The organism is Flavobacterium sp., from assembly GCF_039595935.1.
Classification (GTDB): Bacteria; Bacteroidota; Bacteroidia; order Flavobacteriales; family Flavobacteriaceae; genus Flavobacterium.
The window spans coordinates 1,207,028-1,232,518 of sequence record NZ_JBCNKR010000004.1 but is presented as its reverse complement, the minus strand read 5'-3'; the positions used below and the strand labels follow the sequence as shown (position 1 = coordinate 1,232,518).

General features: G+C 33.0%; 33 protein-coding genes. 1 reads left to right on the top strand and 32 read right to left on the bottom strand.

The features are described from left to right. Positions 1–7: 7 nt before the first annotated feature. The 31 genes from ABDW27_RS05335 to ABDW27_RS05185 form a co-directional block, all read right to left on the bottom strand. Positions 8–475: an SRPBCC family protein gene (locus ABDW27_RS05335; protein WP_343694923.1), complete on the bottom strand. Its 468-nt coding sequence runs from the start codon at positions 473–475 to the stop codon at positions 8–10. A 115-nt stretch (positions 476–590) separates the two neighbouring features. Continuing rightward, positions 591–1,787, bottom strand: a complete 1,197-nt coding sequence (locus ABDW27_RS05330) for a tRNA modification GTPase (protein ID WP_343694922.1) — start codon at positions 1,785–1,787, stop codon at positions 591–593. 58 nt (positions 1,788–1,845) lie between these two features. After that, the gene (locus ABDW27_RS05325; protein WP_343694921.1) at positions 1,846–2,427 is read right to left on the bottom strand and encodes a TIGR00730 family Rossman fold protein; all 582 of its coding nucleotides are present in this window, start codon (positions 2,425–2,427) and stop codon (positions 1,846–1,848) included. A 159-nt stretch (positions 2,428–2,586) separates the two neighbouring features. After that, positions 2,587–3,114 carry a GNAT family N-acetyltransferase gene (locus ABDW27_RS05320; protein WP_343694920.1) on the bottom strand — a complete coding sequence of 176 codons (528 nt, stop codon included), beginning with the start codon at positions 3,112–3,114 and terminating at the stop codon, positions 2,587–2,589. A 15-nt stretch (positions 3,115–3,129) separates the two neighbouring features. Further along, positions 3,130–4,254, bottom strand: a complete 1,125-nt coding sequence (locus ABDW27_RS05315) for a lactonase family protein (protein ID WP_343694919.1) — start codon at positions 4,252–4,254, stop codon at positions 3,130–3,132. A 161-nt stretch (positions 4,255–4,415) separates the two neighbouring features. Next, positions 4,416–5,519, bottom strand: coding sequence for an MBL fold metallo-hydrolase (locus ABDW27_RS05310; protein ID WP_343694918.1), 1,104 nt, complete (start codon positions 5,517–5,519; stop codon positions 4,416–4,418). 3 nt (positions 5,520–5,522) lie between these two features. Next, positions 5,523–5,945: a DUF1801 domain-containing protein gene (locus ABDW27_RS05305; RefSeq protein ID WP_343694917.1), complete on the bottom strand. Its 423-nt coding sequence runs from the start codon at positions 5,943–5,945 to the stop codon at positions 5,523–5,525. Between the two features lie 5 nt (positions 5,946–5,950). Beyond that, positions 5,951–7,000, bottom strand: a complete 1,050-nt coding sequence (locus ABDW27_RS05300) for a serine hydrolase domain-containing protein (protein ID WP_343694916.1) — start codon at positions 6,998–7,000, stop codon at positions 5,951–5,953. A 107-nt stretch (positions 7,001–7,107) separates the two neighbouring features. Beyond that, entirely contained in the window at positions 7,108–7,476 is a 369-nt protein-coding gene (locus tag ABDW27_RS05295) for a nuclear transport factor 2 family protein (protein ID WP_343694915.1), read from the bottom strand. Between the two features lie 73 nt (positions 7,477–7,549). After that, a complete protein-coding gene (locus ABDW27_RS05290) occupies positions 7,550–7,765 on the bottom strand; it encodes an ArsR family transcriptional regulator (protein ID WP_343694914.1) in 216 nt (71 codons plus the stop codon). Between the two features lie 7 nt (positions 7,766–7,772). After that, positions 7,773–8,198 carry a hypothetical protein gene (locus ABDW27_RS05285; RefSeq protein WP_343694913.1) on the bottom strand — a complete coding sequence of 142 codons (426 nt, stop codon included), beginning with the start codon at positions 8,196–8,198 and terminating at the stop codon, positions 7,773–7,775. 63 nt (positions 8,199–8,261) lie between these two features. Next, entirely contained in the window at positions 8,262–9,176 is a 915-nt protein-coding gene (locus ABDW27_RS05280) for a helix-turn-helix transcriptional regulator (RefSeq protein ID WP_343694912.1), read from the bottom strand. Between the two features lie 12 nt (positions 9,177–9,188). After that, complete coding sequence (locus ABDW27_RS05275; protein WP_343694911.1) at positions 9,189–10,085, bottom strand: NmrA family NAD(P)-binding protein; 897 nt, start codon at positions 10,083–10,085, stop codon at positions 9,189–9,191. A 197-nt stretch (positions 10,086–10,282) separates the two neighbouring features. After that, positions 10,283–10,768 carry an SRPBCC domain-containing protein gene (locus ABDW27_RS05270; RefSeq protein WP_343694910.1) on the bottom strand — a complete coding sequence of 162 codons (486 nt, stop codon included), beginning with the start codon at positions 10,766–10,768 and terminating at the stop codon, positions 10,283–10,285. Positions 10,769–10,882: 114 nt separating this feature from the next. Continuing rightward, entirely contained in the window at positions 10,883–11,329 is a 447-nt protein-coding gene (locus tag ABDW27_RS05265; RefSeq protein WP_343694909.1) for a hypothetical protein, read from the bottom strand. A 69-nt stretch (positions 11,330–11,398) separates the two neighbouring features. Then, the gene (locus ABDW27_RS05260) at positions 11,399–11,812 is read right to left on the bottom strand and encodes a 3-hydroxyacyl-ACP dehydratase FabZ family protein (RefSeq protein ID WP_343694908.1); all 414 of its coding nucleotides are present in this window, start codon (positions 11,810–11,812) and stop codon (positions 11,399–11,401) included. Between the two features lie 98 nt (positions 11,813–11,910). After that, the gene (locus tag ABDW27_RS05255) at positions 11,911–12,768 is read right to left on the bottom strand and encodes a DUF4261 domain-containing protein (protein ID WP_343694907.1); all 858 of its coding nucleotides are present in this window, start codon (positions 12,766–12,768) and stop codon (positions 11,911–11,913) included. A 68-nt stretch (positions 12,769–12,836) separates the two neighbouring features. Then, positions 12,837–13,442 (bottom strand): hypothetical protein, encoded by a 606-nt coding sequence (locus ABDW27_RS05250; protein WP_343694906.1) that lies wholly within the window; start codon positions 13,440–13,442, stop codon positions 12,837–12,839. Positions 13,443–13,475: 33 nt separating this feature from the next. Beyond that, positions 13,476–14,072 carry an NAD(P)H-dependent oxidoreductase gene (locus tag ABDW27_RS05245; protein WP_343694905.1) on the bottom strand — a complete coding sequence of 199 codons (597 nt, stop codon included), beginning with the start codon at positions 14,070–14,072 and terminating at the stop codon, positions 13,476–13,478. An 89-nt stretch (positions 14,073–14,161) separates the two neighbouring features. After that, a complete protein-coding gene (locus tag ABDW27_RS05240; RefSeq protein WP_343694904.1) occupies positions 14,162–14,368 on the bottom strand; it encodes a helix-turn-helix transcriptional regulator in 207 nt (68 codons plus the stop codon). 2 nt (positions 14,369–14,370) lie between these two features. Next, positions 14,371–14,910 (bottom strand): hypothetical protein, encoded by a 540-nt coding sequence (locus tag ABDW27_RS05235; RefSeq protein WP_343694903.1) that lies wholly within the window; start codon positions 14,908–14,910, stop codon positions 14,371–14,373. A gap of 167 nt (positions 14,911–15,077) precedes the next feature. Continuing rightward, entirely contained in the window at positions 15,078–15,485 is a 408-nt protein-coding gene (locus ABDW27_RS05230) for a hypothetical protein (protein WP_343694902.1), read from the bottom strand. Positions 15,486–15,569: 84 nt separating this feature from the next. After that, positions 15,570–15,959 carry a DUF1801 domain-containing protein gene (locus ABDW27_RS05225; protein ID WP_343694901.1) on the bottom strand — a complete coding sequence of 130 codons (390 nt, stop codon included), beginning with the start codon at positions 15,957–15,959 and terminating at the stop codon, positions 15,570–15,572. Positions 15,960–15,970: 11 nt separating this feature from the next. Then, the gene (locus ABDW27_RS05220) at positions 15,971–16,402 is read right to left on the bottom strand and encodes a GNAT family N-acetyltransferase (protein ID WP_343694900.1); all 432 of its coding nucleotides are present in this window, start codon (positions 16,400–16,402) and stop codon (positions 15,971–15,973) included. Positions 16,403–16,602: 200 nt separating this feature from the next. Next, a complete protein-coding gene (locus ABDW27_RS05215) occupies positions 16,603–17,505 on the bottom strand; it encodes an arginase family protein (protein WP_343694899.1) in 903 nt (300 codons plus the stop codon). A 138-nt stretch (positions 17,506–17,643) separates the two neighbouring features. Further along, on the bottom strand, positions 17,644–18,156 hold the full coding sequence (locus tag ABDW27_RS05210) for a TPM domain-containing protein (protein WP_343694898.1): 513 nt from the start codon (positions 18,154–18,156) through the stop codon (positions 17,644–17,646). A 139-nt stretch (positions 18,157–18,295) separates the two neighbouring features. After that, a complete protein-coding gene (locus ABDW27_RS05205; protein WP_343694897.1) occupies positions 18,296–18,970 on the bottom strand; it encodes a carbonic anhydrase in 675 nt (224 codons plus the stop codon). Positions 18,971–19,172: 202 nt separating this feature from the next. Then, complete coding sequence (locus ABDW27_RS05200) at positions 19,173–20,135, bottom strand: DUF6620 family protein (RefSeq protein ID WP_343694896.1); 963 nt, start codon at positions 20,133–20,135, stop codon at positions 19,173–19,175. A gap of 24 nt (positions 20,136–20,159) precedes the next feature. After that, positions 20,160–21,116, bottom strand: coding sequence for a hypothetical protein (locus tag ABDW27_RS05195; protein ID WP_343694895.1), 957 nt, complete (start codon positions 21,114–21,116; stop codon positions 20,160–20,162). Positions 21,117–21,128: 12 nt separating this feature from the next. After that, positions 21,129–21,374 (bottom strand): hypothetical protein, encoded by a 246-nt coding sequence (locus ABDW27_RS05190; protein ID WP_343694894.1) that lies wholly within the window; start codon positions 21,372–21,374, stop codon positions 21,129–21,131. Further along, complete coding sequence (locus ABDW27_RS05185) at positions 21,371–22,324, bottom strand: SPFH domain-containing protein (protein WP_343694893.1); 954 nt, start codon at positions 22,322–22,324, stop codon at positions 21,371–21,373. The genes ABDW27_RS05190 and ABDW27_RS05185 overlap by 4 nt, the downstream gene beginning before the upstream one ends. Positions 22,325–22,597: 273 nt before the next feature. Between ABDW27_RS05185 and ABDW27_RS05180 the strand changes: the two genes are divergently transcribed. Further along, positions 22,598–23,572, top strand: coding sequence for an integrase core domain-containing protein (locus tag ABDW27_RS05180; RefSeq protein WP_343694892.1), 975 nt, complete (start codon positions 22,598–22,600; stop codon positions 23,570–23,572). 170 nt (positions 23,573–23,742) lie between these two features. On the opposite strand, the gene lpdA is transcribed toward ABDW27_RS05180, so the two are convergent. Then, complete coding sequence (gene lpdA / locus ABDW27_RS05175) at positions 23,743–25,131, bottom strand: dihydrolipoyl dehydrogenase (RefSeq protein ID WP_343694891.1); 1,389 nt, start codon at positions 25,129–25,131, stop codon at positions 23,743–23,745. Positions 25,132–25,491 lie beyond the last annotated feature (360 nt).

Below are 25,491 nucleotides of genomic sequence, written 5' to 3'. Positions count from 1 at the left end.
ACCAAACCTATGCTAATCCTTTCGGAAATCTGTCTAAAACTAAATTCAATCGTAAATTATGCTCTAAATAGGCTTTTGCACCTGCTAAAACTAACGTAAAACCTTCTGTTGAATTGCGAACCTGATCGATTATTTTATCTGTATCGCCTTTTAAGCCTGAATTTGTGATGCTTACAAAAGTTTCATTTTCATTCAACGGAGTAAAAATCCATTCTACTAAAGTAGTTTCATCCGGATTTCCCCATTCAATCACAATTTTCTTATTTTCCTGTAAAACCAAAGTTTTGACAGTAAGTGAAAAACCATACATTTCCCACGTCCATTCTGTTTTTTGATTTTCTTCTAATTTTCCGGAACCTTTGGTAAACCAAAACTTGCGGGTAATTTCCGGGTCAATAAAAGCCTGAAAAACTTCTGAAACAGGTTTCCGAATCAGCATTTCGGCTTTTGCGAATTTGTTGTTTTCTGTTTTCATTTTTTTCGACGTTAGAGGTTCTATTTAAAATGTATTATTTTGAAGTACCTAATTTAGGAAATAAAAAAAGCTTTACAGGAATTTGTAAAGCTTTTATGAAATAAAATATTCTTTTTTAAAATAGAGTATATCCGAAAATAAGCGAAACACTTTTATAATCAGATGACCATGCGCTGTATTTAGCCAAAAGATCTCTGGAAAGCCCCATTCTGATTTCTGCACTGTATCTTTTTTGATAATTGTAACCCAAACCAAAAGCAAAACTTCCGGGAGATTCAATTTTTAATTCGTTAACAGGACCATTAGTACTTTTAAATGAGGCGTCTTTATTTAAAGTTAAATCTAAAGCATATTGACCGTTGATGAATATTTTTGAATTATTATTTAAGAAAAAATAATGCCTGATTCCAATAGGTATTTCGATTGAACTATAATCAACTTTTGACGTCATATTTTCCTGTAATTTTTCAGCTTTATAAGATTGGTAGGTTGGTTCCAGAATAATTGCCCATTTATTTTTATTAAATGGCATGATAAACTCAGCTTCTACACCTAGTCTAAATCCAATTTTGTTTCCAAAATTAGTATTGTATGAACTCATAATGTCATTTTGAGCAGAATAAGTTGAAGACTTGATACCAGGTCTGATAGTTAAATTAAACAAATCTTTCTTTTGTGTAGTTTCAAAATTCGTAAACTCAGAGTTTTGACATTGATTGTATTTTGCAAAAATTTTAGATAAATCCGTCTTTTTATAATTGAGATATTTAACGCTTTGAATGTTAATACTTTCACATTTTAATTCTGTATAGATTTGATTTCTAAATGTGTTGTTTTCTCCTATTTCAGTATCTGATATTTTATAAGATTTCCAAATTAATTGTGTAATAGGTGTATTGTCAGTCTTAAAAAAGAAACGGCTGATATCTGAGTTTTCATATTGATATAAATTGGCTTTTCCTTCAATTAAAACTTTCAAAAATAATTTTTCTTCATTGAATTTTGGACTTTTATCATAATCCAGTTCGCTTAAAATTGTTCTTGAACGGTCAATATTTACAGTTTGTCTTACGTATTTTGAAACATTATAAATTCCGAATTCTTTCGACTGTGTAATATTGATTTTTTGAGATTGATCTTCTAGGTCTAATTTGTATTCAAATTCATTAGGATTATTACGCCAGTCTAAATTTTTAATAAGACATTCGGTTTTTTTATCATTGTTGTCTATAAAATAGCCTTTTTCAAAATTTATTTGAGAATAAGAATGCATGCTTAAAATAAAAAGCAGTAGCAATAATGGTTTTTTCATTTTTGAATTAATGGTTGGTTTTATTTGTTTTCGGATTGCGAATATATATAATTATAATTTAAGAGGTTTTCTTATCAATCCATTTTCCAACAGTAGGAGCAACGTAATTTTTCATTTGTTCTAATAAATCATCAATATCATCGCTAACCAAAAGCATGTTTTTGTTTACTTCTTTCAAAAGACCTTTTTCGGTCATTGTTTCAAGTAATTCTAAAAGCGAATCATAAAAGCCGCTAATGTTTAAAATAGCAATTGGTTTTTTATGAAGTCCGAGTTGAGCCCAGGTAAGCATTTCAAAAAGCTCTTCCAGAGTTCCAAAACCACCCGGAAGTGCAATAACGCCATCGCATAACTCACTCATTTTGGTTTTTCGCTCGTGCATACTTTCTACCAAAATCAATTCTGTTAAGCCCTGATGTGCGATTTCTTTTGATCTTAAAAAATTAGGAAGAACACCAATTACGGTTCCGTTTTCGCTCAATGCACCATCGGCGACGGCTCCCATTAAACCTACGTTCGCACCTCCATAAACCAAACCAATATTTTGTTTGGCCAGAGTTTTTCCCAGTAATTCTGCTTGTTCTTTATATATTTCTTCGGTACCAAAACTCGAACCGCAAAATACAGTGATATTTTTCATTTGTTTTTTTGTTAAATGTGAGAAGTTAAATGTTAGAAGTTAAATGTTAGAAGTTAAATGTTAGAAGTTAAATGTTAGAAGTTAAATGTTAGAAGTTAAATTTGAGAGGATAAATATAATTTGTTTACATCTTACTTTTCACTAATCACTTTTCACTAATTACTTCTTACTCAATAAATATTCAAAATGCGGTATGTTTATGCCATTGCTGCTAACAACCATAGTGTTTATTTTTACTGCGCCTAATTTTGATACGGCTTTTTGTGAACGGAAATTTTCTGCTCCGATATGAAAAAGTATTGAGTCTACATGTTGAAATGCATAGTCAATCAATAATTTTTTAGTTGAATTATTATAAGGACCGCCCCAATATTTTCTGGAAATAAAAGTATATCCAATTGCTACACTTGATTTCTCAGGATTATAGTCGTAATAACGAGTTGTGCCCATTATTTCATTTGTCTGCTTATCTAAGATTAAAAATGAACCTTTCGAATTTATAGCGGCTTCAAAAAAAGACTGAAATACTTCTTTTTTATAGCGGTCTTTCATTGGGTGCTGTTCCCAAATTAAAGGATCTGAAGCGACTTTATACAATTCTTCAAAATCACTTTCTTTTAACGGAACTAATTTTGTAATTTCATCTTCCAGAAAATCTGGTTGTAAATTGAAATATGGTGTTGTCATTTTTTAGTTTTTTTGTTAGTATTTCTTAATCTGTACGCAGGAAACATTTTCCATTTTTATTTGTTTTCCTGTTTTTTTAAGTAGTCCGGTTTTAGGATTTCTTCTAAAAACAATTACATTTCCTGTAATCACATTTGATGCAATTAGAAATTTACCACTTTCATCGATTGTAAAAACTCGCGGATGTTTTCCTAAAGTCGATTGATAACCAATGTTTTTCAAGAGACCGTTTTCATCTATAAAAAATATGGCAATGTTGTTTTCTTTGCCGCGGTTTGTGGCGTACAGAAATTTTCCGTCTGGAGAAATATGAATATCAGAGCTTTCAAATCCGTCTTTTATTTTATCAGTATGTGTGGCAATACGCTGAATTTTATTTAAAACACCCTTTTCATACTTATAAACACTGATTTGTCCGGCCATTTCTTCAATGCAATAACCAAATTTTTGATTTGGGTGAAAAGTAAAATGCCGCGGTCCGGCTTCTAAATCAGTTTTTGTAAACGAATTTTGCGTCTCGATCAAAGGTTTTTTCAGATTTTCATCAAAAGCATAACAACGAATTTTATCGGCTCCTAAATCGGGTAAAAATAAATAATCGAATTGAGGTGAAAATACAGCAGAGTGTACATGAGATCTTGTTTGTCTTTCCTTATGTGTGCTTCCGTCAGCATATTGAAAATTCTGTGCGATTGAATCGATTTTTCCATTTTCTAAAATCGGAAAAACTGAAACACTTCCTTCTGTGTAATTTGCATTTGAGAGCCATTTTCCGCTTTTATGTACAGTAACATAAACCGGATTTTCGCCGCCGCTTCGCTGACTGTTTAAAAATGTCAGGCTTTTGTTTTCAGGATTAAATTCAAAACTCGTTATACTTCCCGCATTTGGCGTTTTTGTATCTGTACAGGCATAAACATATTTTCCGTTAGGAGAAATCGTCAAATAAGATGGATTTACAATGTTTTTAACCGCCGTAATTTTTGTCAGTTTTCCATTTAAAGTATCCAATTGAAAAACCTGAATCGCTTCTGCTGTTTTATCTCTATTATACGATCCTAAAAAGACATAGGTATTTTGCGAAAAGAGATTCGATGCAAGCAAAAAAAATATTATAAATAAGTTTATTTTTTGTTTCATTTTTTTGTCTCAGGTTTTTAAGTTTTCAAGTGTTGTCAGGCTGAGCGAAGTCGAAGACCTTTGCGTGCCCTTCGACTTCGCTCAGGGTGACAAAGGAGTATTTTAGTTTTTTTGTTTCAAGTTTCAGGTTTTCCTAAAAATCTAAAATCTGCAATCTAAAATTAATTCACCCCTTTCCACCATTGTTTAAACTCTTGTTTTTCGTTTTTCAGTTCGACTAATTCACCAATCATTGGCGTAATTAACGGAACTGGATTTTCAGAATTAGCGTTCAGTTCAGAAACTTTAATCAAAGGCTCATCCCAGGCATGCAGTGAAAGAGAAAATTTAGAAGAATGCACAGGAAATACCCGTTTTGCTTTAAGATCTTTAATTGCTTTTATAACATCCTCGGGCATATTGTGAATATATTTCCATTTTTGATTGTACTGACCATTATCTAGTAAAGCAATGTCAAACGGACCGTATTTATCTCCAATTTCGGCAAAATGTTTGTCGTAACCGCTGTCTCCGCCCAAGTACATTTTAAAATCTTTGGCTTGCAGAACAAATGAAGTCCATAGCGTGTTGCAGCGTTTAAAACTTCTGCCCGAAAAATGTCTTGAAGGAGTTGTATAAAGCGTTAGATTTTCATCTAATTCAATTTTTTCAAACCAGTCTTTTTCGATAACATTTTCTTTTGGAAATCCCCAAAATTCAAAATGTGACCCAACGCCAAGTGCAGTAATAACTTTTTTGATTTTAGGTTTTAATTCCAGAATAGTTTTATAATCTAAATGGTCGTAATGATCGTGTGTTATCAATAAATAATCAATTTCCGGAATATCATCGGCGGTATAAATATCGCTTCCTTTAAATGATTTTGTTGTTCCCGAAATAGGAGAGGCGTTACCGCTGAAAACGGGATCAATTAAAAAACGTTTTCCTTCAAGCTGAATATAATAAGAAGAATGCCCAAACCAAACCAAAACATCCTGATCGAGAGGAAGTTCAAGCAAATTAGTTTTAATTGACGGAATTAAATCTGTTGGAACTTTTCGGTCTACTTTTTTGAAGAGAAATTCGAATAAAACGCCGATAAAGCTTTCTCCTTCTGCAAGATCTGGTGTAAAACTCTGGTTTTCGAATTTTCCGTTTTTATATTGGGGTGATTTTTCGATTAAAGCTAATCTTTCACCGGAAGGTTTTTTTCCGAATTTTGGATGCTGTAAAAAATTATAAACGATAAGAACTATTACTAATAATAGAATTAAGAATGTGATCATTTTTTATTTTGAAGGGTATAGATTTAGAGTATATTCAATTGATAACAAAATTATCTTTTTTAAAATTTCAATATCAATGTCGGCTAGTTTTTTAACATAAATACAGGCTTTAGAAACTTTGTATTTCCCTAGTTTCGAAAAAAGTTCTTCTCTTTGATTTTCGGGTAAATAGAAATAAATAGTCGTTGCTGCTTTTCTGGGAGAAAAAGCGGCCAGTGGCGCATCACCTTCATGTCCTGTGGCGTATTTATAATGATAAGCTCCAAAACCAATAATGCTTGGTCCCCACATTTTAGCCTCAAAACCTGTGATTTCTGTCATTATTTTTACCAACTCAAAAGCATCATTTCTTTTAGCTTCACTGTCTACAGCATTTATAAAATCGATGACGCTGCTTTCTGTTTCTGTGGTTTTATTTTTTGCCATTACTATTATTTTTTTTGAACTAAATCGCTTTTCAACACAATATTTTTGATTTTAAATTCAGAAATATAGAACAAATCCCGATTTTCATTCATTTGATTTTCTAAAACAACTAAACTGACACCGCTTTCCGGGAAATACAAATTTACAGAAGAAAATCCGTCGCCCAGACCTGTATGACCAACATATTTTACAGCTTCTTTTTCGATAATTTTAATTCCGTATCCGTAACCTTCCTCAGCTTTTCCAAAGAAATTATGCTGTGCTGAAATCGTATATTTCAACATTAATTGATAGGTTTCAGGTTTTAGAATTTTTCCTTTATGAAGATTATTATTCCAGATCGATAAGTCGTTTACAGTAGAAACAATTCCATCAGCACCTAAACTTTGAGGCGTAATTTGAGTTGAAGTTACCGGTTCTAAAACATTTTTTACATTGTAATATCCCTTTGCAAGATTTTGTATTCTGTCTTTAGAATAGCAAAATGTATTGTTCATTTTCAGCTTTTTGAAGAGTGCATTGGCAACTTCTGTATACGTTTTTTGAGTGCTTAATTCAACAATTTTTTCGACAAGGCTAAAGCTTAAATTTCCATAACTAAACTGAGTTCCGGGTTTAAATGCCAAAGGTTTTTGCAAATCGACAATTCCGTGAGTATGATTTAAAAGCTGGTGAACTGTAACCGAATCTGCCCAGGACTGTGTCAATTCCGGAAGGTATTTTTTAATTGGAGATTGTAAATCAACTTTGCCTTTTTCAACTTCTAATAAAAGTAAAACCGCCGCAACCTGTTTACTGTTTGACATGATTTCAAACTGAGAATCTATCATTAAAGGTTTCTTAGTCTCAAAATTGGCAAATCCTTTTGCTGCCGAATATAGAGTTTTTCCGTTTTTCGAAATTAAAACTACGCCATTAAAAACCGGAGAAGTGCTATTAATAACAACACTGTCGATTTGTGCGCTGTAATTGTCTTTTTTCTGAGCAAATGAATTACAGCCTGAAAAAAGAAGAATCAATGAAAAGAAGAAAAAGGTTTTAGATAGAAAGTTCATTTTGTAATCTTGGTTTTTTGGGTTTTTAGTCTCGTTTTTTAGTCACAGTCACAGTTTTCAACTCATAATTAATTATTAATTATTAATAATTAACAATAACCATTAAATCAAAACATTCCATTTTCATTTATTGATTCAGATGGAATTGGCTGTCCTAAATCCCAGAGCTCTATAATTTTATTTTCTTTAAATTTTAAAATATGAACAACGGCAAAACCAATATCAGTTGGAGTCTGCTGCAAATGCGAATGCACCGCAACCAGATTATCATCTTCTAAAATATGATGAATTTTAAAAATTTTATGGGGATTTTTTCGGGATGATTCTTCCATGGCCAGCATTAAAGTTTCGCCATCACCTTTAAAATGAGAATTATGGTGTTTGAAATTTTTGCCTACATACAATCGGAATGCTTCATGCGAATGTCCGCTTGCAGCAAGCTTTAAGAAGTTTTGAGCAATTTCTTTCTTAGTCATAATTTAAAGATTTAAAAGCAAACTAAGGTAAGAAATTTAGGAGTACGTTTTGAATTAAAAGAAAAAGGAAATTCTATAAGTCTTCTGCTTTTATCTGAGAAAGATCAATACTTAATTTAGCGAATTCTTTTTGTCCTAAATCAGTAATATAAAAGTGTTTGTCAGCTGGGTTTTTCCTGGCGATCCAGCCTTTTTCAGCAAAAGTTACGGCGAGCAGCTGACCCAGTTTTCCGCCAATGTGACTGTAACACATTTTTGCAGGTTTTTGCTTGGGTGTTTTCTCGCTCATAATCTAATTATTCTGTTTTTTTCTGTTTTCTGCAGGCCAGTTTTAAAGCCAGATAAGCCGTCGGTATATAAGCAAAAACTAAATCTACTATTGTAAACCAAATAGGAGAGGGAAGAGAACACACCATTACGATTCCTCCAAAAAGAAAAAAAGCACCAATACCAAGAGCTAATTTCTTCTTATGGTTTATGGCAATTAATGCTGTAGTAACGGCACCAAAAAAGGTTCCTGTTGCGTGGGCTAAAAATGGAAAAAGAAAATGCTTTATTTCGAATAGATGCATGGTGTTTTGAAGTCCTGTCATTGTTTTATTATCGACTCCATCCGGAAGCGGAATCCATGACTCGCCTAAAGCAATGATACTCATATTTACTAAACTTCCAACCGCTATTCCGGCTATTACAGCTAAAGTATTCCTTAAATAAGGATCCATAATTTTTATTTTTTTTTGTTCTTACGAATATAGGAAAATTATGATTCTTTATATTTATTTTTTTTAATTGAAAGATTGTCGGAATTCTAAAGGCGAAAAATTGGTCTTGGTTTTGAATAATTTACTGAAAGATTGTTGATGTTCAAAACCCAATTCAAAAGCAATTTCGCTTACGGTTAAGTTTGTCGTCGAAAGTTTTTCTTTTGCTTTTTCGATTAGTTTATTGTGAATATGCTGTTGGGTGCTCTGTCCCGTAAGATGCTTTAATAATCCGCTTAGATAATTGGGAGAAACATTTAAGTTTTCGGCTATAAAATGTACAGTTGGAAGTCCTTTTTCTGCCAGTGAATCCTGATTGAAATAATCGTCGAGAAGTTTTTCTAAACGTGCCAGAATTTGATGATTGCTTATTTTGCGGGTTATAAACTGTCTGTTGTAAAAACGTTCTGAATAGGTGAGTAATAATTCGATTTGCGCAATAATTACATCCTGACTGAATTTATCGATATTAGATTGATATTCCTGCTGAATATTTTTCATAAGATCAATAACCATTTTTTCTTCTTTATCAGAAAGATGAAGCGCTTCATGAACGGCATAGCCAAAATATTCGTATTGCTTAATTTTCTGCGCAAGCGGTGTATTCCATAAAAAATCAGGATGAATCAATAACGAATAACCTGTATGCTGTAATTCAGAATTTCCTTCAATTGAAAAAACCTGTCCGGGCGCTATAAACAGCATTACGCCTTCTTTAAAATCATATTCCTGCTGGCCGTAGCGCATTTTGGCATTGGCGTTTCTTTTTAATGCAATGGAATAAAAATCAAGAATGAGGCTTTTGGGTTCTTGTTCGTTGAGATATTTTAAATCTTGAAAATTGTAAACACTTACAAGCGGATGCTCAGGCTTTGGCAAATCTCTAAACTGATGAAATTCGCTGATGCTTTTTATTCGATGTGGTTGCTGATTTGCCATAGCCTAAGTTACCTATTTTTGGTTATAAATTGCTGCAAATTCTTTGGCATATTCTGCCATTTTTGTTTTTCCTAATTGAGCTGGACGATTTGCATAATAATCTGCTCCCAGAGTATCGTTGTATAGTGCAGCATACATTTCAACAAGACCTTTTGCGATTTTAGGCTGCATTCCCACAGAAATTAATCCGTTTAAGGTTTCTTCATCGCTAATTAATTTCCACTCTAAATTTGGTTTTCCTATGGCTTCGCCCAGAATTTTTACGGTTTCGTGTCCGGTTAATTCTTCGCTGGCTACATAACGAATTTTTTTGCCGTCAAGCGGAGTAGTAAGTTCTTCGGCAATAGCGCTGGCAATATCATTGGGAGAAACCCACGGAATTGTAGAATCGGCTCCATAATTTGCCGCAATAAATCCCTGATTTTTGATTGAAGGAATGTAAGCCAGCAAATTGTAATAAAATGATGTTGGACGCATAAATGTTATCGAAACATCTGAAAGCTGGTTTAAAACGCTTTCGATTTCATTATAACGCTGAATAATTCCTGATTTTTCTTTTAAATGTGCACCAATACTGCTTAAAAATACAACTCTTTTTACGCCAGATTTTTTAATAGCTTCTGCATAATTATTCCCGATTTTGCGGGTAAATGCATCTAAATCCAAATTCGGATCAAAATAATTCGCACGCGGAATCATGCAATAAACGGCATCTGCACCAGTAAAGGTCTGGGTTAAAAAACTCAAATCATTTACAGAACCAATAGCTGCTTTTGCGCCTAATACTTCTATTTCTTTTTGTCGTTCGTTACTGCTTGTAATAACTGTAACCGAATGTCCTTTTTGAACTAATTCTGCCGTTAATGGCTTGCTGATGTTCCCTAAAGAACCTGTAATTATAATTTTCATAAGTTCTAATTTTTGATATTACAAAGTTGCGGAACATCAAAAACACAGCTGTAGTCAAATCTATGATTGTTGTAGCTTAAAAGTGGCTAAGGTTCTAAGTTAGTAAGATGCTAAGGTTTTTTGCCACAGATTAAAAAGATTAAAAGGATTAAAAGGATTAAAAAATCTAAGTTAATCCTTTAATCTGTGGCAAAACTTTAATTTTGAGATAATTTCTTTTCGTTTTCGGTTTGTGGTTTTCCAGTTGCGTTTGGTTCACCTTTTCCGGTTTCAATTAGTTTTTTAAGGCTGTTTTGAATGTAGTTTGTCCAGGCGTTGCGGCAAATTTCGAAACATTCATATTCTGAAGTTAAGCCGAAATGTGTAAAACGAAGTTCTGTTTTTCCGTCTTTTTCAGAAATTTCAAAAGTGGGTTTAGTACCTGTCCATTCTGTTTTGTCTTCTGTAAATTTAAAGTAGTTTTCTTTTACGAGCCAGACTATTTTCTGATTCGGAATTACTTCGATTAATTGTACTTTGCAGTGATGAATATCTTCGTAATGATAATCAAACTCATCATTTAAATTAGCTGTATTGCCTTCAATTTCTTCTGACCACCAGCCTCGCACATTGGTAACGGCTTTAAAAACTTCCTGAGCAGATTGATCGACTAATAATGCGGTTGTAAAATCTATAGCACTCATTTTTATTGATTTATAAAATTAGTAAAGTAAATTTACAATCTAAAAATCAATTGATTAAGGTGTTTAAAAGACAATTTTAAGGTATGTTTCGGACAAAGTTAATTAACAATAATTTTATAAAGCCAAGTCTAATAAAATATAAGCACCAATAATTACTAAACAAAATGCAGCTAAACTAATAAGACCAATCAAAACTGTTCTCCAGCCTCCAAAAGTTTCACCTCCATTTTCTAAATGCTTTTTGATATCTTTTTCTTGATATTTTTTTATAATGAAAGAAGCTATTCCAGTATAAATAATTGGAAAAATAATGTTTGGAATATTAATATTCTCGGGAATTGAAAATATAAGAAGAATGACCAAGAAAGAAGAAAGAATTGTAATTAACCAAGTTTTTTTTGCTTTTTCCTTATCACCAAAAGCTTTAAAATTTTCTGCTAAACAATAACCGGCAACTAACGGACCGCAAAAAAAGGTTCCTAGTCTAATTTGTTTTTCTGTATAAATTTTTTCTGTTGGTATTTCCTGAAAAACTGAGTCTTCAGTATTGTGATTTTCCATATCTATTCTATAAATTCTTTGCGAAAGTATAAATTTTATTTGTAAGAATAGTTTTATTTAAAAAATATTTCAAGAAATTTTCACACACATCCAGCCTGCTTTCAAAATGGGTTTGTTGTCAATATAAGCAGTTCCTTGTTGTTTGATTATTTTTTCGCTTAAGCGGATGTTTTCTACTACAAATTTTATTTCATCACCAAATTTTGCTCCACTGTAAAACTCAGCATTTTCAATGCTTACTAAACCAAATACACCATCTGCTACTCCTAAAAGCTTTACTCCTGCGCCTCCGCATTGTGCCATTGCTTCGATTAAAATAGTGCCGGGAATAAATTCAAAATCAGTAAAACTTCCTTTTAGCCAATTGTCTTTTTCTGCAAATGTTTTAGTGCCTATTATTTCCTCTTTTGTATAAGATAGTATTTCGTCGACAAAAAGGAAGGGTGGTCTATGCGGAATTAGGTTTTCAATATTTTGTACCATGACAGCCGTTTTTGTTCTATGCAAGATACGGAAATTTTTTAGGCCGGAAGTTTTTCTAATTGAATGATTGTATCAATATTTTGATACGCAATCAAAATCTAATCGGGCTGAACATTAAGTACTACGCGTTCCGGTAAAATTATTGCCATTTCTCGTTCGCATACCCATTTTGACCCGCTTTCAGTTCCTTCAAGAGTATTTCCGTTTTCTATTACATCGCCATATTCAAAAACATAATAAACATAGTTCCAGAGAAGATTTGCTATATCGTTGGCCTCAAATTCGAATTCTGAGAATTTAATTTGAAAATCGGGAAGTCCAAAAGAATGAAGCCCAACGCTGTCCATTATAAGTTCATTATTTTCGGAATCAGAAATATTGTATAATCTTACATTGCAAAGTATGTCGAGAATTGAGTTATGTCCGCTTTCCCAGGCATCAATAAATTCAACAGGATTTATTATTTTTTCTGCATGAAATGAATAAATAGCGTTTGGCTGTGTTATTTTGGTCACTGCCGCTAAAAATTCCATATACAAATTGAATCTTTCTTTATAAGGCAGAGTTCTGGACATAAAATCAGTAACTAATATTTCGTAATTACAATTTCGGACCATTTCTTCCGCTTCAGGCCAATGCCAGTTTTGCTGAAAAGCAGTGTCAGGAATTTCGACTTCGAATTTCCCATCATCTGGAACTGCAATAAGACATTGCGCCGGAATTGTCGCGTCTGCCAGTTCAATTTGAAAATCAGAAAACTGAAATATAAAAGATTTGTCTTTGCTGACGTTTTCTACATTATCAAAATGCTTTTTTAATTCGTCTAAAATTTTGTCGCCATCTATTTTAGGTTCATCGATAAACAATAGTTTGCAATTAAGCATTTCGGCGTAATTTTCTAATCTGTCTTCTTCGTTATCTTCGGGTTTGTTTTTTGAAAAATTGAATAATTTCATTGGTTTATATTTTTAGAAGGCTTAGTTTTATTATTTCATTATATCCATTCTGCAGGTTTTCTCATTTGTTATTTTTGAGTGTCTTCTTCATTTTTGCCAGAAAGCCATAATTCAAATTCGTTACTTTTTATGCTTTCAAATTCCTTTGGAATCATAAATAGAAAAATTACGGCCCAAAATTGTAATATTATTTGAGAAAGACTTAGAATTCCGTTCAATGGAAAATTGGTTAAATTAAAAATTAAAGTACGTATAGAACCTAATAATCCAATTGAAAATAATACTAAAAGAAGAACTTTTAACTCACGCCCTTTACGAACAAAGTATCCTAGAATTACAAGAAAAATAAAAGCTATGCTAGCCGGAATAAATTCAATTTTAGTGTCTACATACATAGCTACAATTAAGTTTATTACTCCTAGAGCTATCGAAATAAAAATAAAATTTGATGATTTTATATGATTTTCATGTATCGGACGTATTTTTTTTTCTTCCTTTTTATTAATCAGTAAATTAATGGAATCTATTTCTTCATCTGAAAATTGACGCCCTCTTTTTTTAAGTATTTCAAAGGCAATTTTAGTGGCTTCGGGAACAAATGTGGTTTCGGGCTTAATATATTTTTCCAATTCAAAATCAGACATCTTTTCTAATACACTTTTCTTTACAGCCATTTTAAAATTAATTTTAATTCTAAAATAATTTATTTAAATGAAATACTGCTTTATTTTCCTGCATATGTTTTCAATCTGCAAAAAATGATTTTCCATAACTTTTTCTAATTCAAGAGTTCCGCCCAGAATAAGCATTTCTTTATTATTGAAACGTTTTCCTAAACGATCTTCCAGCATAATGGTTTCCATGCTTTGTGCCATTTTAATTTCGGTTAAAAAATCATTTGGATGTCCAGCGGTACAAATAACAAGTCCAAACGGAATGGTTTTCATTTTTGGGAAATTATCCGTTTGTCCGTAGGCATATCCAGCTGAATAAACCCGGTCGAACCAGCCTTTTAATTTTGCCGGACAATCGCTCCACCAAACCGGATACAGAAAAATAATGCAGTCGGCTTTTTCTATTTTTTCCTGTTCTGCCAAAACATCTTCTGAAATGGGCAGATCAAGTTTTGCAAAACCTTCTCTGTCATATTCTTCTTCAGACATATCACTCTGGAAATTGGAAGCGTATAAATCTGAAATTTCAAGATTCCAGTTTTGTTTTGCTATTTCTGATTTCAGCTTTTCTAAAACCTGAAATGTATACGATTTTTTGCTCGGATGGCTGTAAACGATTAAGATGTTCATTTTGAGGTTTGATTTAGAAAATTATGAAATCAAAAAAGAGAACGCGAAGTTCTCTTTAATACGAAAATACAAATAAAAATTCTATAAAATTATTTTTCCACATATTCTAAAATATCTCCCGGCTGACATTCGAGAACTTTGCAAATTGCTTCTAATGTACTAAAACGTACCGCTTTTGCTTTGCCTGTTTTTAGGATGGAAAGATTTGATAAAGTGAGATCTACTTTTTCTGAAAGTTCATTTAATGACATTTTTCGTTTGGCCATCATTACGTCTAAATTTACTATTATGGGCATAACTATATGGTTAATTCGCTTTCTTTTTGAAGTTCGATTCCTTTTGCAAAAAGCTGTGAGATAAAATATAAAATTCCGGCAAAAAATAAGAAAGCATCACCAAGCCCGATATGTTCTGTAAGATTTGGAAGCGGAATGCCTATTGCTGTAAATTTTTGAGTATAATTTGCTATTACGTTGCTGAAAATACCCACTAAAAATGAAAACGCACTCATTTTTTGAATCAGTTTTCCGATGGTTTCATGAAACGGACTAACATAATTAATTTTAAGGAAAATTTGAATTACCGAGTAAAATACCAAAGCTTCGAGAATTGTAATTATGGTTATAGAGAAAACCATAATAGAATAATCTACAACATCATACGCTTTTAATTGAGACAGATCTAAACCTAATTGAAGGTTCTTTGCTCCAACTTCGTTGAAAAACATACTAATTCCGTAAGAGGTTAAAAGTGTACCTGCTTTAATACATAGTCCAATAAAAGCAATCCACGACATTACGTTTAAGAACTTTAAAATGTAAGTTGATTTTGTTGACATAATATTTTGATTTAAAATAAGTATGCAGTAAATATAGTGATTTATTGTTTATCGATAAATATTTTTTATTTATTAATTAAAATTTGTTCTTAATTAAGTTGTTATGAGTTATGAGTTGTATTATACACAAAGAGTGAACTCATAACTCATAATTCCTAACTCTAAACTTACTTAATGCGTTCATACTCTAGTGTCGAACAATCTGCGCATTCTTCTACGAGGATTAATCTTTTGCCCTTAATTTCATAAGAACGGTCTATATAAAATTCCTGTGTAAGAGAATTGCCTTTATCGATAACAATCATTTTTCTGTCTCCGCCTAAAATTGATTTTTTGATAGCGATATAATAATTCTTTTCATTGATAAGTGTGGCGCCTGCGTAGGTTTTTACTTTTTTTTCTGAAAATTCAAGCACCGTTTTTTGAGTTATGTCTTCTGGTGCATTAGGACCGCCAAATCCTCCGGTTTTTTTAACCAGACTCCATCTGCCTTCTAAGCGATTATTGTTAGAGTCATCATCATTGTTGCAGGAAAGCAATAAAAATAAAGCGAATAATAGTAAAACATTTTTCATCGGTATACAATTTAGGTTAGTTAATTTGTAGATGAAAAAAAGCTAAATAGTTGCGTTAAAGTGATTTGAAAATGGAATTTGAAGTTATTTCAAACGTATTAACTGGCCTTTTCGTTTTACTATATTTTTATAATCCCATTGAATATTTCGGGCTTTTTCGAGCCATCTTTTTAAATCATCAATATTAATTTGGTCAGATGAAGTATAACGGGCTTCGGCGGCTTTAAAGCTGCCTTCGTTTTGAAGTTTTGGTTCATCAAATGATTGTCCGCTCCAGAAAAGCAATCGCACAGAATCTTTTAGTTTACTGTAACCGGCAACCGGATTTCCGTCTAAAAACCAAACCGGATGCCGATGCCATATTTTGCTTTCGGCTTCATGCAGAAATGCATTAATTTCTGAACTTAAAATATCACATATTTTTTTGTCTTCGATATTTTGAGAATCATTGTATTCCTGAATTTCTTTGCTCATGATTTTGATTTTTAATTAATATCTTTTGAAAGCTCAAATAAAATGTAAGTTCCGTTTTCAGAACGTCCTTTTGTTTTCTCGATAAATCCTTTTCTTCTATAAAATTCTACGGCTTTTATATTCTCTTCTAAACATTTTAAAGTAAGCGGAAGTTTAGTTTTTTGAATAGCGGCTTTTATTAATTCGGTTGCAATTTTTTGGTTTTGATATTCCTCATCGATATATAAATGATGAATGAAACTATTCGGCATCCAAATCGAAATGAATCCAACTGGAACATCATCGATAAGAGCTACGAGAATGTCTTCTCCGCGTGTATGTTTTTCAAAGTCATCTAATTGAAATTCCGAAATATCTAGCCACGAAAAAGTTCTTTGTCTTTCTTTTAAAAATAAAGTTTTTAAAGGTTCAAAATCACTTTCTCTAATTTCTACTATTTTCATTAAATGATAAGTTGTTGATTTTGATTTAAAAGTAGTTTTTTTATTTGAAATGAGTACGTTAAATTTCTTATGAAACCGTTTTGCGTTAGGGATGGGAGCGGCATCCTTTTATGGCGGGGTTCGCCATAAAAGATACAGTGGACAGCCCGGCCGTAGGTAACGCCCAGATTATTATAAGAAATGTTTTGTTTCGACTGAATTTAGTTGCTAAAATGTGTATTGAAAGTCGAAGTAATATTAGCAACAAAATCTTTTGTGTATTGTCCTGTTGTGTCTAAATCCGGATCTAGAATTGTAATTTCAAGTCCGCTTAGTTTTTCATTTTTAAATAGATAGGAGGTAAGTTCATTAAATTCATCGTACGTTAAACCGTCTGGAGTTCTGCTGTCTACACATGGCATTATTAAGTCGTTTAGTACATCGACATCGATATGCAGCCAGAAACCGTCTAAATTTTTATTTTCGATTTCTGAAAGGAATTTTTTTACGCAATTGGCAATGCCTTGTTTGCGAAGTTCCTGAAGGCTGATATAAGTTGCAGATGATTTCCTGATTTCATTTTCGTATTCATCGTCGTATTCGCGATTGCCCACGCACCAAAGATTATCTTCTTTTATATACGGAATTAAATTTAAAATATTCGTAAGTTTTTCAGGACCGTTTCCTGTCACGATAGAAGCTGCCATTCCGCCAACGCCGCCGGTTTCAGATAAAGAAACGTCCATAAAATCTGTATGGCCGTCAAGGTAAAACAATCCGTAATTTCCTTTTTGTTTCAAAGCCATGGCAACACCTAAAAGTATGCTGCAATCTCCGCCTAATACAAACGGAAATTTATTGGCACTTAGCAAATTATTTATCAAATACGCTTGCTCTCTGGAATATGTAACAAGAGAATCTGCGTTTAAAATATTGGTTTCGGGATCTTTAAGATTGGAATATTTCGGCGGATCTACGCGTATGATATTTTTAGCATTTATGGTTTTATGCAAATTATGTTTCCATAACCAGTCGGGCAAACGATTTACGCCAGGTTCTTTTCCGGGTTGAGGTTCTTTTAAGCCTAAATTGGAAGTGAATTCAACGATACTGATATCTTTCATAAAACTGTTATTTATGGATAAAGTTATTAAAATTAATTTCGAAGGAAATGTTTTTTAACAGTTGAAAATGAAAAAATCCGATCTGTTTTCACAAATCGGATTTTGCTATTTTGATTATCAGTTTTTGATGAAAATGAATTAATAGGTTTTTAGTTTAGCCATAATCTGCTCGATAGCGAGTTCTAAACCTTTGCCATAATCTCCTTTTTTAAATTCAGGAACGGCGTAGGTTGTTATAATGCCCTGTGTATCGTTGTCGCTTAATTTGTAACGAATAAGATCGATACTTTGTACCTGAATCTGTCTTAATTCTTTGCTTACTACAATTAAAATAGTGGGATCTAGTTTTGGATCTTTTGCCAGATATTTATCTAATTCTAAAGCATAATCCGGAAATGTAGTGTAAGGTTGTATTGATGAGATTGTTACGACAGTAATTTTATAAAGAAATTGTTTTTCAAATGCTTTTAAAGTAGTTGTAAGACTTGTTATCTGATCAGGTTTTAGGATTTTTTCGAAATCATTTACATAATCATAAGGTCTTGCAAAAACGTTTTGTGAGTCTGAAACGGTATTTTCTTTTTTTGTTTGAGAAGATAATATACTTGATGAAAACAAGGTTATTAAAGTAATGAAGAATATTTTTTTCATCGCAGGCGAAGATTAGATTTGGTGTCGCAAAAATACCACTTTATTGGCTTATGAAAAAAAGATAAATTAGATATTTAAAGAAAAAAAATCCGGATTGTTTTTTGCAATCCGGATTTTGTTTAATTGGTTTTTTAGGATATTACAATTTTGTAACTTTTCCTGTATGAACATCATAGCGCATTGAAACGATTGTCGCTTTATGTTCTTTTACGATAGGATTGTCCTGAACCATCTTTGCTGAATGTTTAATATTGGCGTCTATGGCACCTAAATAATTGCTGGCTTTTGGAGAAATTTTATCAGCTTCAATTTCTTCATTTTCCTGAGCGATAGTTTCTACAATATTATCGATATGGTTGAAGTGCTTTTTGTAAGCTCCGTCTTTATCATTTATGTAAGCTTTAATAGCTCCGCATTCTGTATGGCCTAAAATGACTATTAATTTGGCATCAAGATGTTCTACAGCATATTCGATACTTCCCATGTCGATATCAGAAATTAAATTTCCGGCATTTCTAATTACAAATAAATCCCCAATTCCCTGATCGAATACAATTTCCGGAGAAACCCTGCTGTCTGAACAGGTTACGATAACGGCAAATGGTTTTTGCCCGTCCTGATTTGCTAAAACAGTTTGTTTATCCTGATGCGGATGAAGTGATTTTCCGTCAAGAAATCTTTGATTACCGGTTAATAATTGTTCCAGGCGGTCCGCCTTATTATTGTCGTTTTTAGCAGTAACTGGTTCTTCTTGTTTTTTACAGCCTAATACAGAAAGAAGAACAAAGCAAAGAAGTATAATTTTTGTTTTCATTTTGCAAGTTTTTAAAATTGATTAAATGAATATTGCTTAAAAAATGCAATGCAAAATTATCGGGCTCAAAATCTTTTTTTTGCCCATAGAAGTCTTTTTTCTGTTAAATTAAATTTTTTTAAAACCAAGTAAAGTTAGTGTAAAAACAAAAAAAATCCGATTTGTAAGGAACAAACCGGATTTTATATTGATAAAAAGGATGTTAGAAATTTACATCATCCGCAATATTTCCGCCTTGTTCAGCAGCAAATTTTGCAGCATATTCTTTTTGTTTTGCCTGCTGGTAATCATGGAATTCTGTAATATCTGCCGAATTCCAGTTTTGATTTTGCTCCGTCATCCACTGCATTGCCACAGATTGGAAATCAGCTAAATTAATTCCGAAATTTTCCAAAATCCATTGCGCACCGTCAAGTCCGTACTCGTAAGCAGCTTGTCTTGCTCCGGCCAATTCTTCGTAGAAATAACGGTCTGTTTTAATTCTTTCTAAATTTGCTGCGCCTTCTTCAGAAATCTCTGCTTTTAGGTTTTCTAATTGAGGAACTGTTACGTTCTCAGCATAATATTGTCCGAATAAAGTGGTAACGGTAAACGAAGTATCTTCGCCCATACGCTGTGGCCAGATTGTGTTTAATTCTTCCCAAACAACTGGTTCAAATCCCATTGCTTTACAAACTTCAAGATAATCAACTCCTGCACTTATTTTAAGGCACATTGCTGTATACGTTCTTAAATCTACTCCGTGAACTGGCTCTAGAAACGGATTGTTTTCGTCTACTTTTACAAAACCAGAAGTTTGAACTCCGCTGTATTTTAATGAATTTGCGTGCTCAAAACGAATCATTTGGTCAGAATCGCAGTTGTTCCATTCTGTATAAACTGTTCTTCTGTAATTGAAATATATGTTTTGAATGTCTTTTTCGTCAAGGTTTTCTCCGCTTGCGCGTTCGTCTGCAATCCATGCTTCGGCTCTTTCAGCTACTTCGGCATCAAAATCTTCTACAGAATAGTGTGTTCCGTGTAATGTTTCCGGATCATATTCAACTTCCTGATAATTATCTTCATAATCATTTTCATAATTGTCATTTGAAGTTTGTGTCTGCTCGTAATTTTGTTTTTCCTGTTTGCTGTCTCCAGTTAGAGCTCCAAAAAGTTTTTTAAACATTTGTTGATTTTTAGTGATTAATAATTATTTATTGCGTATTTGATTTTCATACATTTTTTCATTGTGCTCCTTTAAATCAGGCGTAATTTTATTCCATTCGTCGTACATCGCACGAAGATAAATTTCATAAAGTTTTGGAGCATTTTTGATTACAAATTGTCTTTGTTCTTCCAAATCATCCATTTTTGCCTGAATTTCGCTCAACACTTTTTTATCTGATTCATGAATTTTACTCAAACTCAATTCATGACGCTGATGATACAATTCACGTTCTTTTTTGTCTTCGGTTTCAAAAGCTTCGTATAAATGAGCTGTTCTTTGTTCGGCTAAACCTCTTGCGATATTCTGCAGATTTCTTGCCTGAGTACTTGGTGCAAAAGTATTTTGTGTTTTGCAATATGGACATGAAATATAGGTTTCGATTAAAAATATTTTTTCGATTTCGATATTTCCGCCGCATTGTGTACAGCTGAATTTATTTTTGATGGCTTCGTATTCGTCTAATATTTTTTTGTATTCGATTTCAAGATCGCGTTCCTGAGTTTTTTCGAGCTGTTTTCTCCAATAATCGAATTTTTCGTCAAAATCATTATAGCGATCTGAACAGGCGCTTCTAAAATCTGAAAGCAAATCATGATTTTTGTCCAGAACAGAAATCTGTGAATCCAGATCGTAATAAATACTGTCAATTTTTTCTTCGTAAGTATCTCTGGCTTTGTCTCTAATATTATTTAACTGGCCGTTTACGCCAGAATATACTCTTTGAAAAGTTCTTTTGTACATATCCTCATCCTCCTGTAAAACTTGTTTTAGTTCAGGAACTGAGGCTGTTACCAGTTCTTCCATTTTGGCTTCAAGCTTTTCTGCAAATGAAAACCATCTTGTTTGTGTTTCCTGAAGTTCTGCGTACCATTCCGGCAAGGTTTCTTTATTCGCTTGTTTTTTTTCTGAATCTTTTGATTTATTAAATAGTCCGAACACGTTATATGATTTTTAAATTGAATTATCTTCTTTTTTAATATAAACTCCGTCTGTCAGTTTTACGGTAATAAACTCGAATCCGCAATAAGCGCAATGTGTTACGCCGTCTTGTTTTGCTCTTCCTGCCCCGCAGTTTGGACAATCTCTGACGTTCATTTTGGCATCGTTAATTTCCATTTCTCCGCCATAATTAGTCTGGCTTTGAGCTTTTTGTTTTAGTCTGTCTAAAAACGAATTGACTTTTTTCTCTTCCATCATAATTGGCTTAATAATTCGGATTTTTTTGTTTTGAATTCATCTTCATCAATTAAACCGGCATCAAATAAAGATTTTAGTTTTTGAAGTTTAGATGTTAAGTCATCTTTTACTTCTTCTTTTGGCGTTTCTTTATTTTGCTGTAATTGATTTAAAAGAATTCCCATACTTAATGCATTTTGGGTTGCATCATGAAGCGCTGTTCCTTTGTCTCCAATTGCCGTTGCGGTATTGAATTTGGTAAATTTATCCATATCGGTTACCATATTCATATTGGTGATTTTGTCGTAATGTGCCGTAACTTCTTCAGGAAGAGTAACGCTTGTGATTACAAACTGTGTTAATTCAATTCCGAATTGAAGAAAATATGGTTTTAGATATGGCTCGATTTTTTTACCCAATTGGGTAATATTTCCGGCTACATCTGTTACGGTTATGTTTTCGTTTGCTAAAACTTCTCCAAATTTTGGCGCAACAAAATCTCTTAATTGATTTTGCAATTCAAAAATGGTTAGCTGTTGATAGGTTCCTGCATATTGACGGAAAAACTTGGCAACATCAACAATTTGTATATCAAAACTTCCGAAAGCGCGAATTCTGATTTGCCCAAATTGTGGATCGTTCAGCAGAATAGGAGCGGGAGTTCCCCATTTATTATTGATGAATTGATGTGTGTTGAAAAAGTAAACGTCAACTTTAAACGGACTTTCGAAACCGTATTTCCAGCCTTTCAGCTTGCTTAAAATTGGAATGTTTTCTGTAGATAAGGTATGAAGTCCCGGTTGATAAACATCGGCAAGCTGGCCTTCATTTAAAAGCATTACCAGCTGGCTTTCGCGAACGGTTAATTTTGCTCCGTTTTTTATTTCTTTATCTTCATCATAAAATTTCCACATTAGTAAATTAGGGTCACTTGTTGTGGCTTCGATTATTTCTATAAAAGGTAATGTCATAAAATCTTATTTATAAAGAATAAAAATAAGAATTATAAGACGACTACGATGTTTTTTAATGTGAAGTTTTTAACAAATTTTTCTTTATAAAATTTAAAGATTAAGATATTTGTTTGAGTATTGTCATTTCGACGAAGGAGAAATCTGCGCAAGTAGCTCTACAAAGATTGGTGCCTTTCTTTACGGAGTTACTTGCGCAGATTTCTCCTTCGTCGAAATTGTAAAGGTTAGATATTTCGGTAACAAAATTTACCTTTAATAAATTTTGTTGCGATGAGAAATAACAGTCAGGATTCAACATTAGAGAGAAACTATTTAGAGAAGTATCGTTTTTTAATAAAAGAATATGAGCAAGTAAAAAACAAGACTCATCCGGTGCATAAAAAGGCGATGGATTTTTACAAGGCAAATGACACCTGCAGAAAAAGCTTCTTAAAGTATTATAACCGTTATAAGCAGAGCGGTAAGTCTTTGGATCTGCTTCCTCAGAAGCGTGGTCCAAAATACAAGACAAGACGTCCTCTGCCATTTATAGAACGAAAAGTAATTGAATTAAGGGAAAAAGGAAACAACAAATATGAAATTGTTAGTATCTTAAAGCCAAAATTAGGAAAAAACACACCTTCATATTCAGGAGTTTATAATATTTTAAAGCGTAATAAAATAAACAGGTTAACTCCGAAGATTAAAAAGAATCATCAAAAAATAATCAAGGAAAGAATGGGACAGCTTGGTCATATTGATTGTCATCACTTAAGCAAAAGCATCATAAAAGGAGAAAATCGAAAATTGTACCTAGTATGTATAATTGACGACTACAGCCGGATTGCCTGGGCAGAATTAATCCCAGACATCACTAGTTTAACGGTTATGTTTGCGTCATTAAAATGCTTAAACATCTTAAGCGATCATTATGAGATAAGATTTGAAGAGATTTTATCTGACAATGGACCTGAATTTGGAATCAAAACCAGCCAGCAGAAATATAACCATCCTTTTGAGAGAATGCTTATGGAATTGGGAATTGTTCACAGACATACAAAACCTTATAGACCACAGACAAACGGGAAGGTCGAACGCTTCTGGCGAACTCTTGAAGATGATCTGCTCAGAGAAACTGATTTTGATTCTTTGGAAGAACTAAAAGAAGAATTATTACAATATTTATATTACTATAATCACGAAAGGCCACATCAGGGAATTGATGGAAAAAAGCCAATCGAAATGATAAATCCGTTACCGAAATAAGTGACTTTTACAGAAATGACAAAGATTGGGGATTTGCTTTGTGGAGTTTGATTGTGTATACGAGTGCGATTCCTCGTTCCTCGGAATGACAAAACAAAAAAAATCCGACTTGTTTTCACAAATCGGATTTTTAAATTGAAAATTATATATAACCGTAAAACGGTATATTTTTACAAGTGAATTACTTCGCCGTAAGCATCAGCTACAGCTTCCATAACAGCCTCGCTCATTGTTGGGTGAGGGTGGATAGATTTAAGGATTTCATGACCTGTAGTTTCTAGTTTACGAGCTACAACTGCCTCAGCAATCATATCTGTAACACCTGCACCAATCATGTGGCATCCTAACCATTCTCCGTATTTAGCATCGAAGATTACTTTTACGAATCCGTCAGCATTTCCGGCAGCTTTTGCTTTTCCAGAAGCTGAGAATGGGAATTTACCAATTTTTAATTCGTAACCTTTTTCTTTTGCTTGTTTTTCTGTTAAACCAACAGAAGCGATTTCCGGAGTTGCATACGTACAACCAGGAACGTTTCCGTAATCGATTGGGTCTACGTGAAGACCTTTAATTTTTTCAACACAGTTAATTCCTTCAGCAGAAGCTACGTGAGCTAAAGCCTGACCCGGAGTAACGTCTCCAATGGCATAGTATCCCGGAATGTTAGTTTCGTTGTAAGCGTTTACTAAGATTTTATCTCTGTCAACAGCGATTCCAACTTCTTCTAAGCCAATGTTTTCAATGTTTGTTTTGATTCCAACTGCCGAAAGTACAATATCAGCTTCTAAAACTTCTTCTCCTTTTGCAGTTTTAACGAAAGCTTTAACTCCAGCTCCTGAAGTGTCAATACGCTCAACAGAAGAGTTTGTCATTACTTTAATTCCTGATTTTTTCAAAGAACGCTCAAATTGTTTTGAGATATCTTCGTCTTCTACAGGAACTACGTTTGGCATAAATTCTACTATAGTAACATCTGTTCCCATTGAGTTGTAGAAGTGAGCGAACTCAACTCCAATTGCTCCAGAACCTACGATAATCATAGATTTTGGCTGAGTTGGTAATGTCATTGCCTGACGGTAACCAATTACTTTTACACCATCTTGTGGTAAGTTTGGAAGTTCGCGAGAACGAGCTCCAGTTGCGATGATGATGTGATCAGCGCTGTATTCTGTAACTTTATTATCTTTATCAGTAACGTCAAGTTTTTTTCCCGGTTTTAGTTTTCCAAAACCTTCAATAACGTCAATTTTGTTTTTTTTCATTAAGAACTGAACTCCTTTGCTCATTCCTTCAGCAACACCGCGGCTGCGTTGAATAACTGCTGGAAAATCTTTGTCGAATTCAGAAACTTTTAATCCGTAGTCAGAAGCGTGTTTTAAATAATCAAAAACCTGAGCTGATTTTAATAATGCTTTTGTTGGGATACAACCCCAGTTTAAACATACACCACCAAGATTTTCTTTTTCAACTACAGCTGTTTTAAAGCCTAATTGTGAAGCTCTAATTGCTGTTACATATCCTCCAGGACCACTTCCTAAAACAATAACGTCGTATTTCATTTTTTGTGTTTTTAGTATTAACTATCGAAAATGAGATTTATAGGTTCCGAAACTCACTTGTCGATTTTCTTTTGTTATTTGTGCTTGCGAATTTAATGATTTATTTTAAAAACAGTATCATGTAAAAAAGTAAAATGTGAGATGTTAGTTGTGAGATGTTAGTTGCGAGATAAAAGAAGCAAGAAACAAGATTTATAGAATTTGAGATGTTATCCGTTTGTCAGGCTGAGCGAAGTCGAAGCCTTACTATTTGTAAAATAGCTCTTCGACTTCGCTCAGCCTGACACAAATTATTAAAAAAGTAAAGCCACAGATTATTAGGATTAAAAAGAATTTTTAAAAATCCGTTTAATCTGTGTA

What these genes read in the sequence shown, in the direction of transcription:
- ABDW27_RS05335 (WP_343694923.1), bottom strand. Translation starts at nt 475, where the DNA reads ATGAAAACAGAAAACAACAAATTCGCAAAAGCCGAAATGCTGATTCGG.
- ABDW27_RS05330 (WP_343694922.1), bottom strand. Translation starts at nt 1,787, where the DNA reads ATGAAAAAACCATTATTGCTACTGCTTTTTATTTTAAGCATGCATTCT.
- ABDW27_RS05325 (WP_343694921.1), bottom strand. Translation starts at nt 2,427, where the DNA reads ATGAAAAATATCACTGTATTTTGCGGTTCGAGTTTTGGTACCGAAGAA.
- ABDW27_RS05320 (WP_343694920.1), bottom strand. Translation starts at nt 3,114, where the DNA reads ATGACAACACCATATTTCAATTTACAACCAGATTTTCTGGAAGATGAA.
- ABDW27_RS05315 (WP_343694919.1), bottom strand. Translation starts at nt 4,254, where the DNA reads ATGAAACAAAAAATAAACTTATTTATAATATTTTTTTTGCTTGCATCG.
- ABDW27_RS05310 (WP_343694918.1), bottom strand. Translation starts at nt 5,519, where the DNA reads ATGATCACATTCTTAATTCTATTATTAGTAATAGTTCTTATCGTTTAT.
- ABDW27_RS05305 (WP_343694917.1), bottom strand. Translation starts at nt 5,945, where the DNA reads ATGGCAAAAAATAAAACCACAGAAACAGAAAGCAGCGTCATCGATTTT.
- ABDW27_RS05300 (WP_343694916.1), bottom strand. Translation starts at nt 7,000, where the DNA reads ATGAACTTTCTATCTAAAACCTTTTTCTTCTTTTCATTGATTCTTCTT.
- ABDW27_RS05295 (WP_343694915.1), bottom strand. Translation starts at nt 7,476, where the DNA reads ATGACTAAGAAAGAAATTGCTCAAAACTTCTTAAAGCTTGCTGCAAGC.
- ABDW27_RS05290 (WP_343694914.1), bottom strand. Translation starts at nt 7,765, where the DNA reads ATGAGCGAGAAAACACCCAAGCAAAAACCTGCAAAAATGTGTTACAGT.
- ABDW27_RS05285 (WP_343694913.1), bottom strand. Translation starts at nt 8,198, where the DNA reads ATGGATCCTTATTTAAGGAATACTTTAGCTGTAATAGCCGGAATAGCG.
- ABDW27_RS05280 (WP_343694912.1), bottom strand. Translation starts at nt 9,176, where the DNA reads ATGGCAAATCAGCAACCACATCGAATAAAAAGCATCAGCGAATTTCAT.
- ABDW27_RS05275 (WP_343694911.1), bottom strand. Translation starts at nt 10,085, where the DNA reads ATGAAAATTATAATTACAGGTTCTTTAGGGAACATCAGCAAGCCATTA.
- ABDW27_RS05270 (WP_343694910.1), bottom strand. Translation starts at nt 10,768, where the DNA reads ATGAGTGCTATAGATTTTACAACCGCATTATTAGTCGATCAATCTGCT.
- ABDW27_RS05265 (WP_343694909.1), bottom strand. Translation starts at nt 11,329, where the DNA reads ATGGAAAATCACAATACTGAAGACTCAGTTTTTCAGGAAATACCAACA.
- ABDW27_RS05260 (WP_343694908.1), bottom strand. Translation starts at nt 11,812, where the DNA reads ATGGTACAAAATATTGAAAACCTAATTCCGCATAGACCACCCTTCCTT.
- ABDW27_RS05255 (WP_343694907.1), bottom strand. Translation starts at nt 12,768, where the DNA reads ATGAAATTATTCAATTTTTCAAAAAACAAACCCGAAGATAACGAAGAA.
- ABDW27_RS05250 (WP_343694906.1), bottom strand. Translation starts at nt 13,442, where the DNA reads ATGGCTGTAAAGAAAAGTGTATTAGAAAAGATGTCTGATTTTGAATTG.
- ABDW27_RS05245 (WP_343694905.1), bottom strand. Translation starts at nt 14,072, where the DNA reads ATGAACATCTTAATCGTTTACAGCCATCCGAGCAAAAAATCGTATACA.
- ABDW27_RS05240 (WP_343694904.1), bottom strand. Translation starts at nt 14,368, where the DNA reads ATGCCCATAATAGTAAATTTAGACGTAATGATGGCCAAACGAAAAATG.
- ABDW27_RS05235 (WP_343694903.1), bottom strand. Translation starts at nt 14,910, where the DNA reads ATGTCAACAAAATCAACTTACATTTTAAAGTTCTTAAACGTAATGTCG.
- ABDW27_RS05230 (WP_343694902.1), bottom strand. Translation starts at nt 15,485, where the DNA reads ATGAAAAATGTTTTACTATTATTCGCTTTATTTTTATTGCTTTCCTGC.
- ABDW27_RS05225 (WP_343694901.1), bottom strand. Translation starts at nt 15,959, where the DNA reads ATGAGCAAAGAAATTCAGGAATACAATGATTCTCAAAATATCGAAGAC.
- ABDW27_RS05220 (WP_343694900.1), bottom strand. Translation starts at nt 16,402, where the DNA reads ATGAAAATAGTAGAAATTAGAGAAAGTGATTTTGAACCTTTAAAAACT.
- ABDW27_RS05215 (WP_343694899.1), bottom strand. Translation starts at nt 17,505, where the DNA reads ATGAAAGATATCAGTATCGTTGAATTCACTTCCAATTTAGGCTTAAAA.
- ABDW27_RS05210 (WP_343694898.1), bottom strand. Translation starts at nt 18,156, where the DNA reads ATGAAAAAAATATTCTTCATTACTTTAATAACCTTGTTTTCATCAAGT.
- ABDW27_RS05205 (WP_343694897.1), bottom strand. Translation starts at nt 18,970, where the DNA reads ATGAAAACAAAAATTATACTTCTTTGCTTTGTTCTTCTTTCTGTATTA.
- ABDW27_RS05200 (WP_343694896.1), bottom strand. Translation starts at nt 20,135, where the DNA reads ATGTTTAAAAAACTTTTTGGAGCTCTAACTGGAGACAGCAAACAGGAA.
- ABDW27_RS05190 (WP_343694894.1), bottom strand. Translation starts at nt 21,374, where the DNA reads ATGATGGAAGAGAAAAAAGTCAATTCGTTTTTAGACAGACTAAAACAA.
- ABDW27_RS05185 (WP_343694893.1), bottom strand. Translation starts at nt 22,324, where the DNA reads ATGACATTACCTTTTATAGAAATAATCGAAGCCACAACAAGTGACCCT.
- ABDW27_RS05180 (WP_343694892.1), top strand. Translation starts at nt 22,598, where the DNA reads ATGAGAAATAACAGTCAGGATTCAACATTAGAGAGAAACTATTTAGAG.
- lpdA (WP_343694891.1), bottom strand. Translation starts at nt 25,131, where the DNA reads ATGAAATACGACGTTATTGTTTTAGGAAGTGGTCCTGGAGGATATGTA.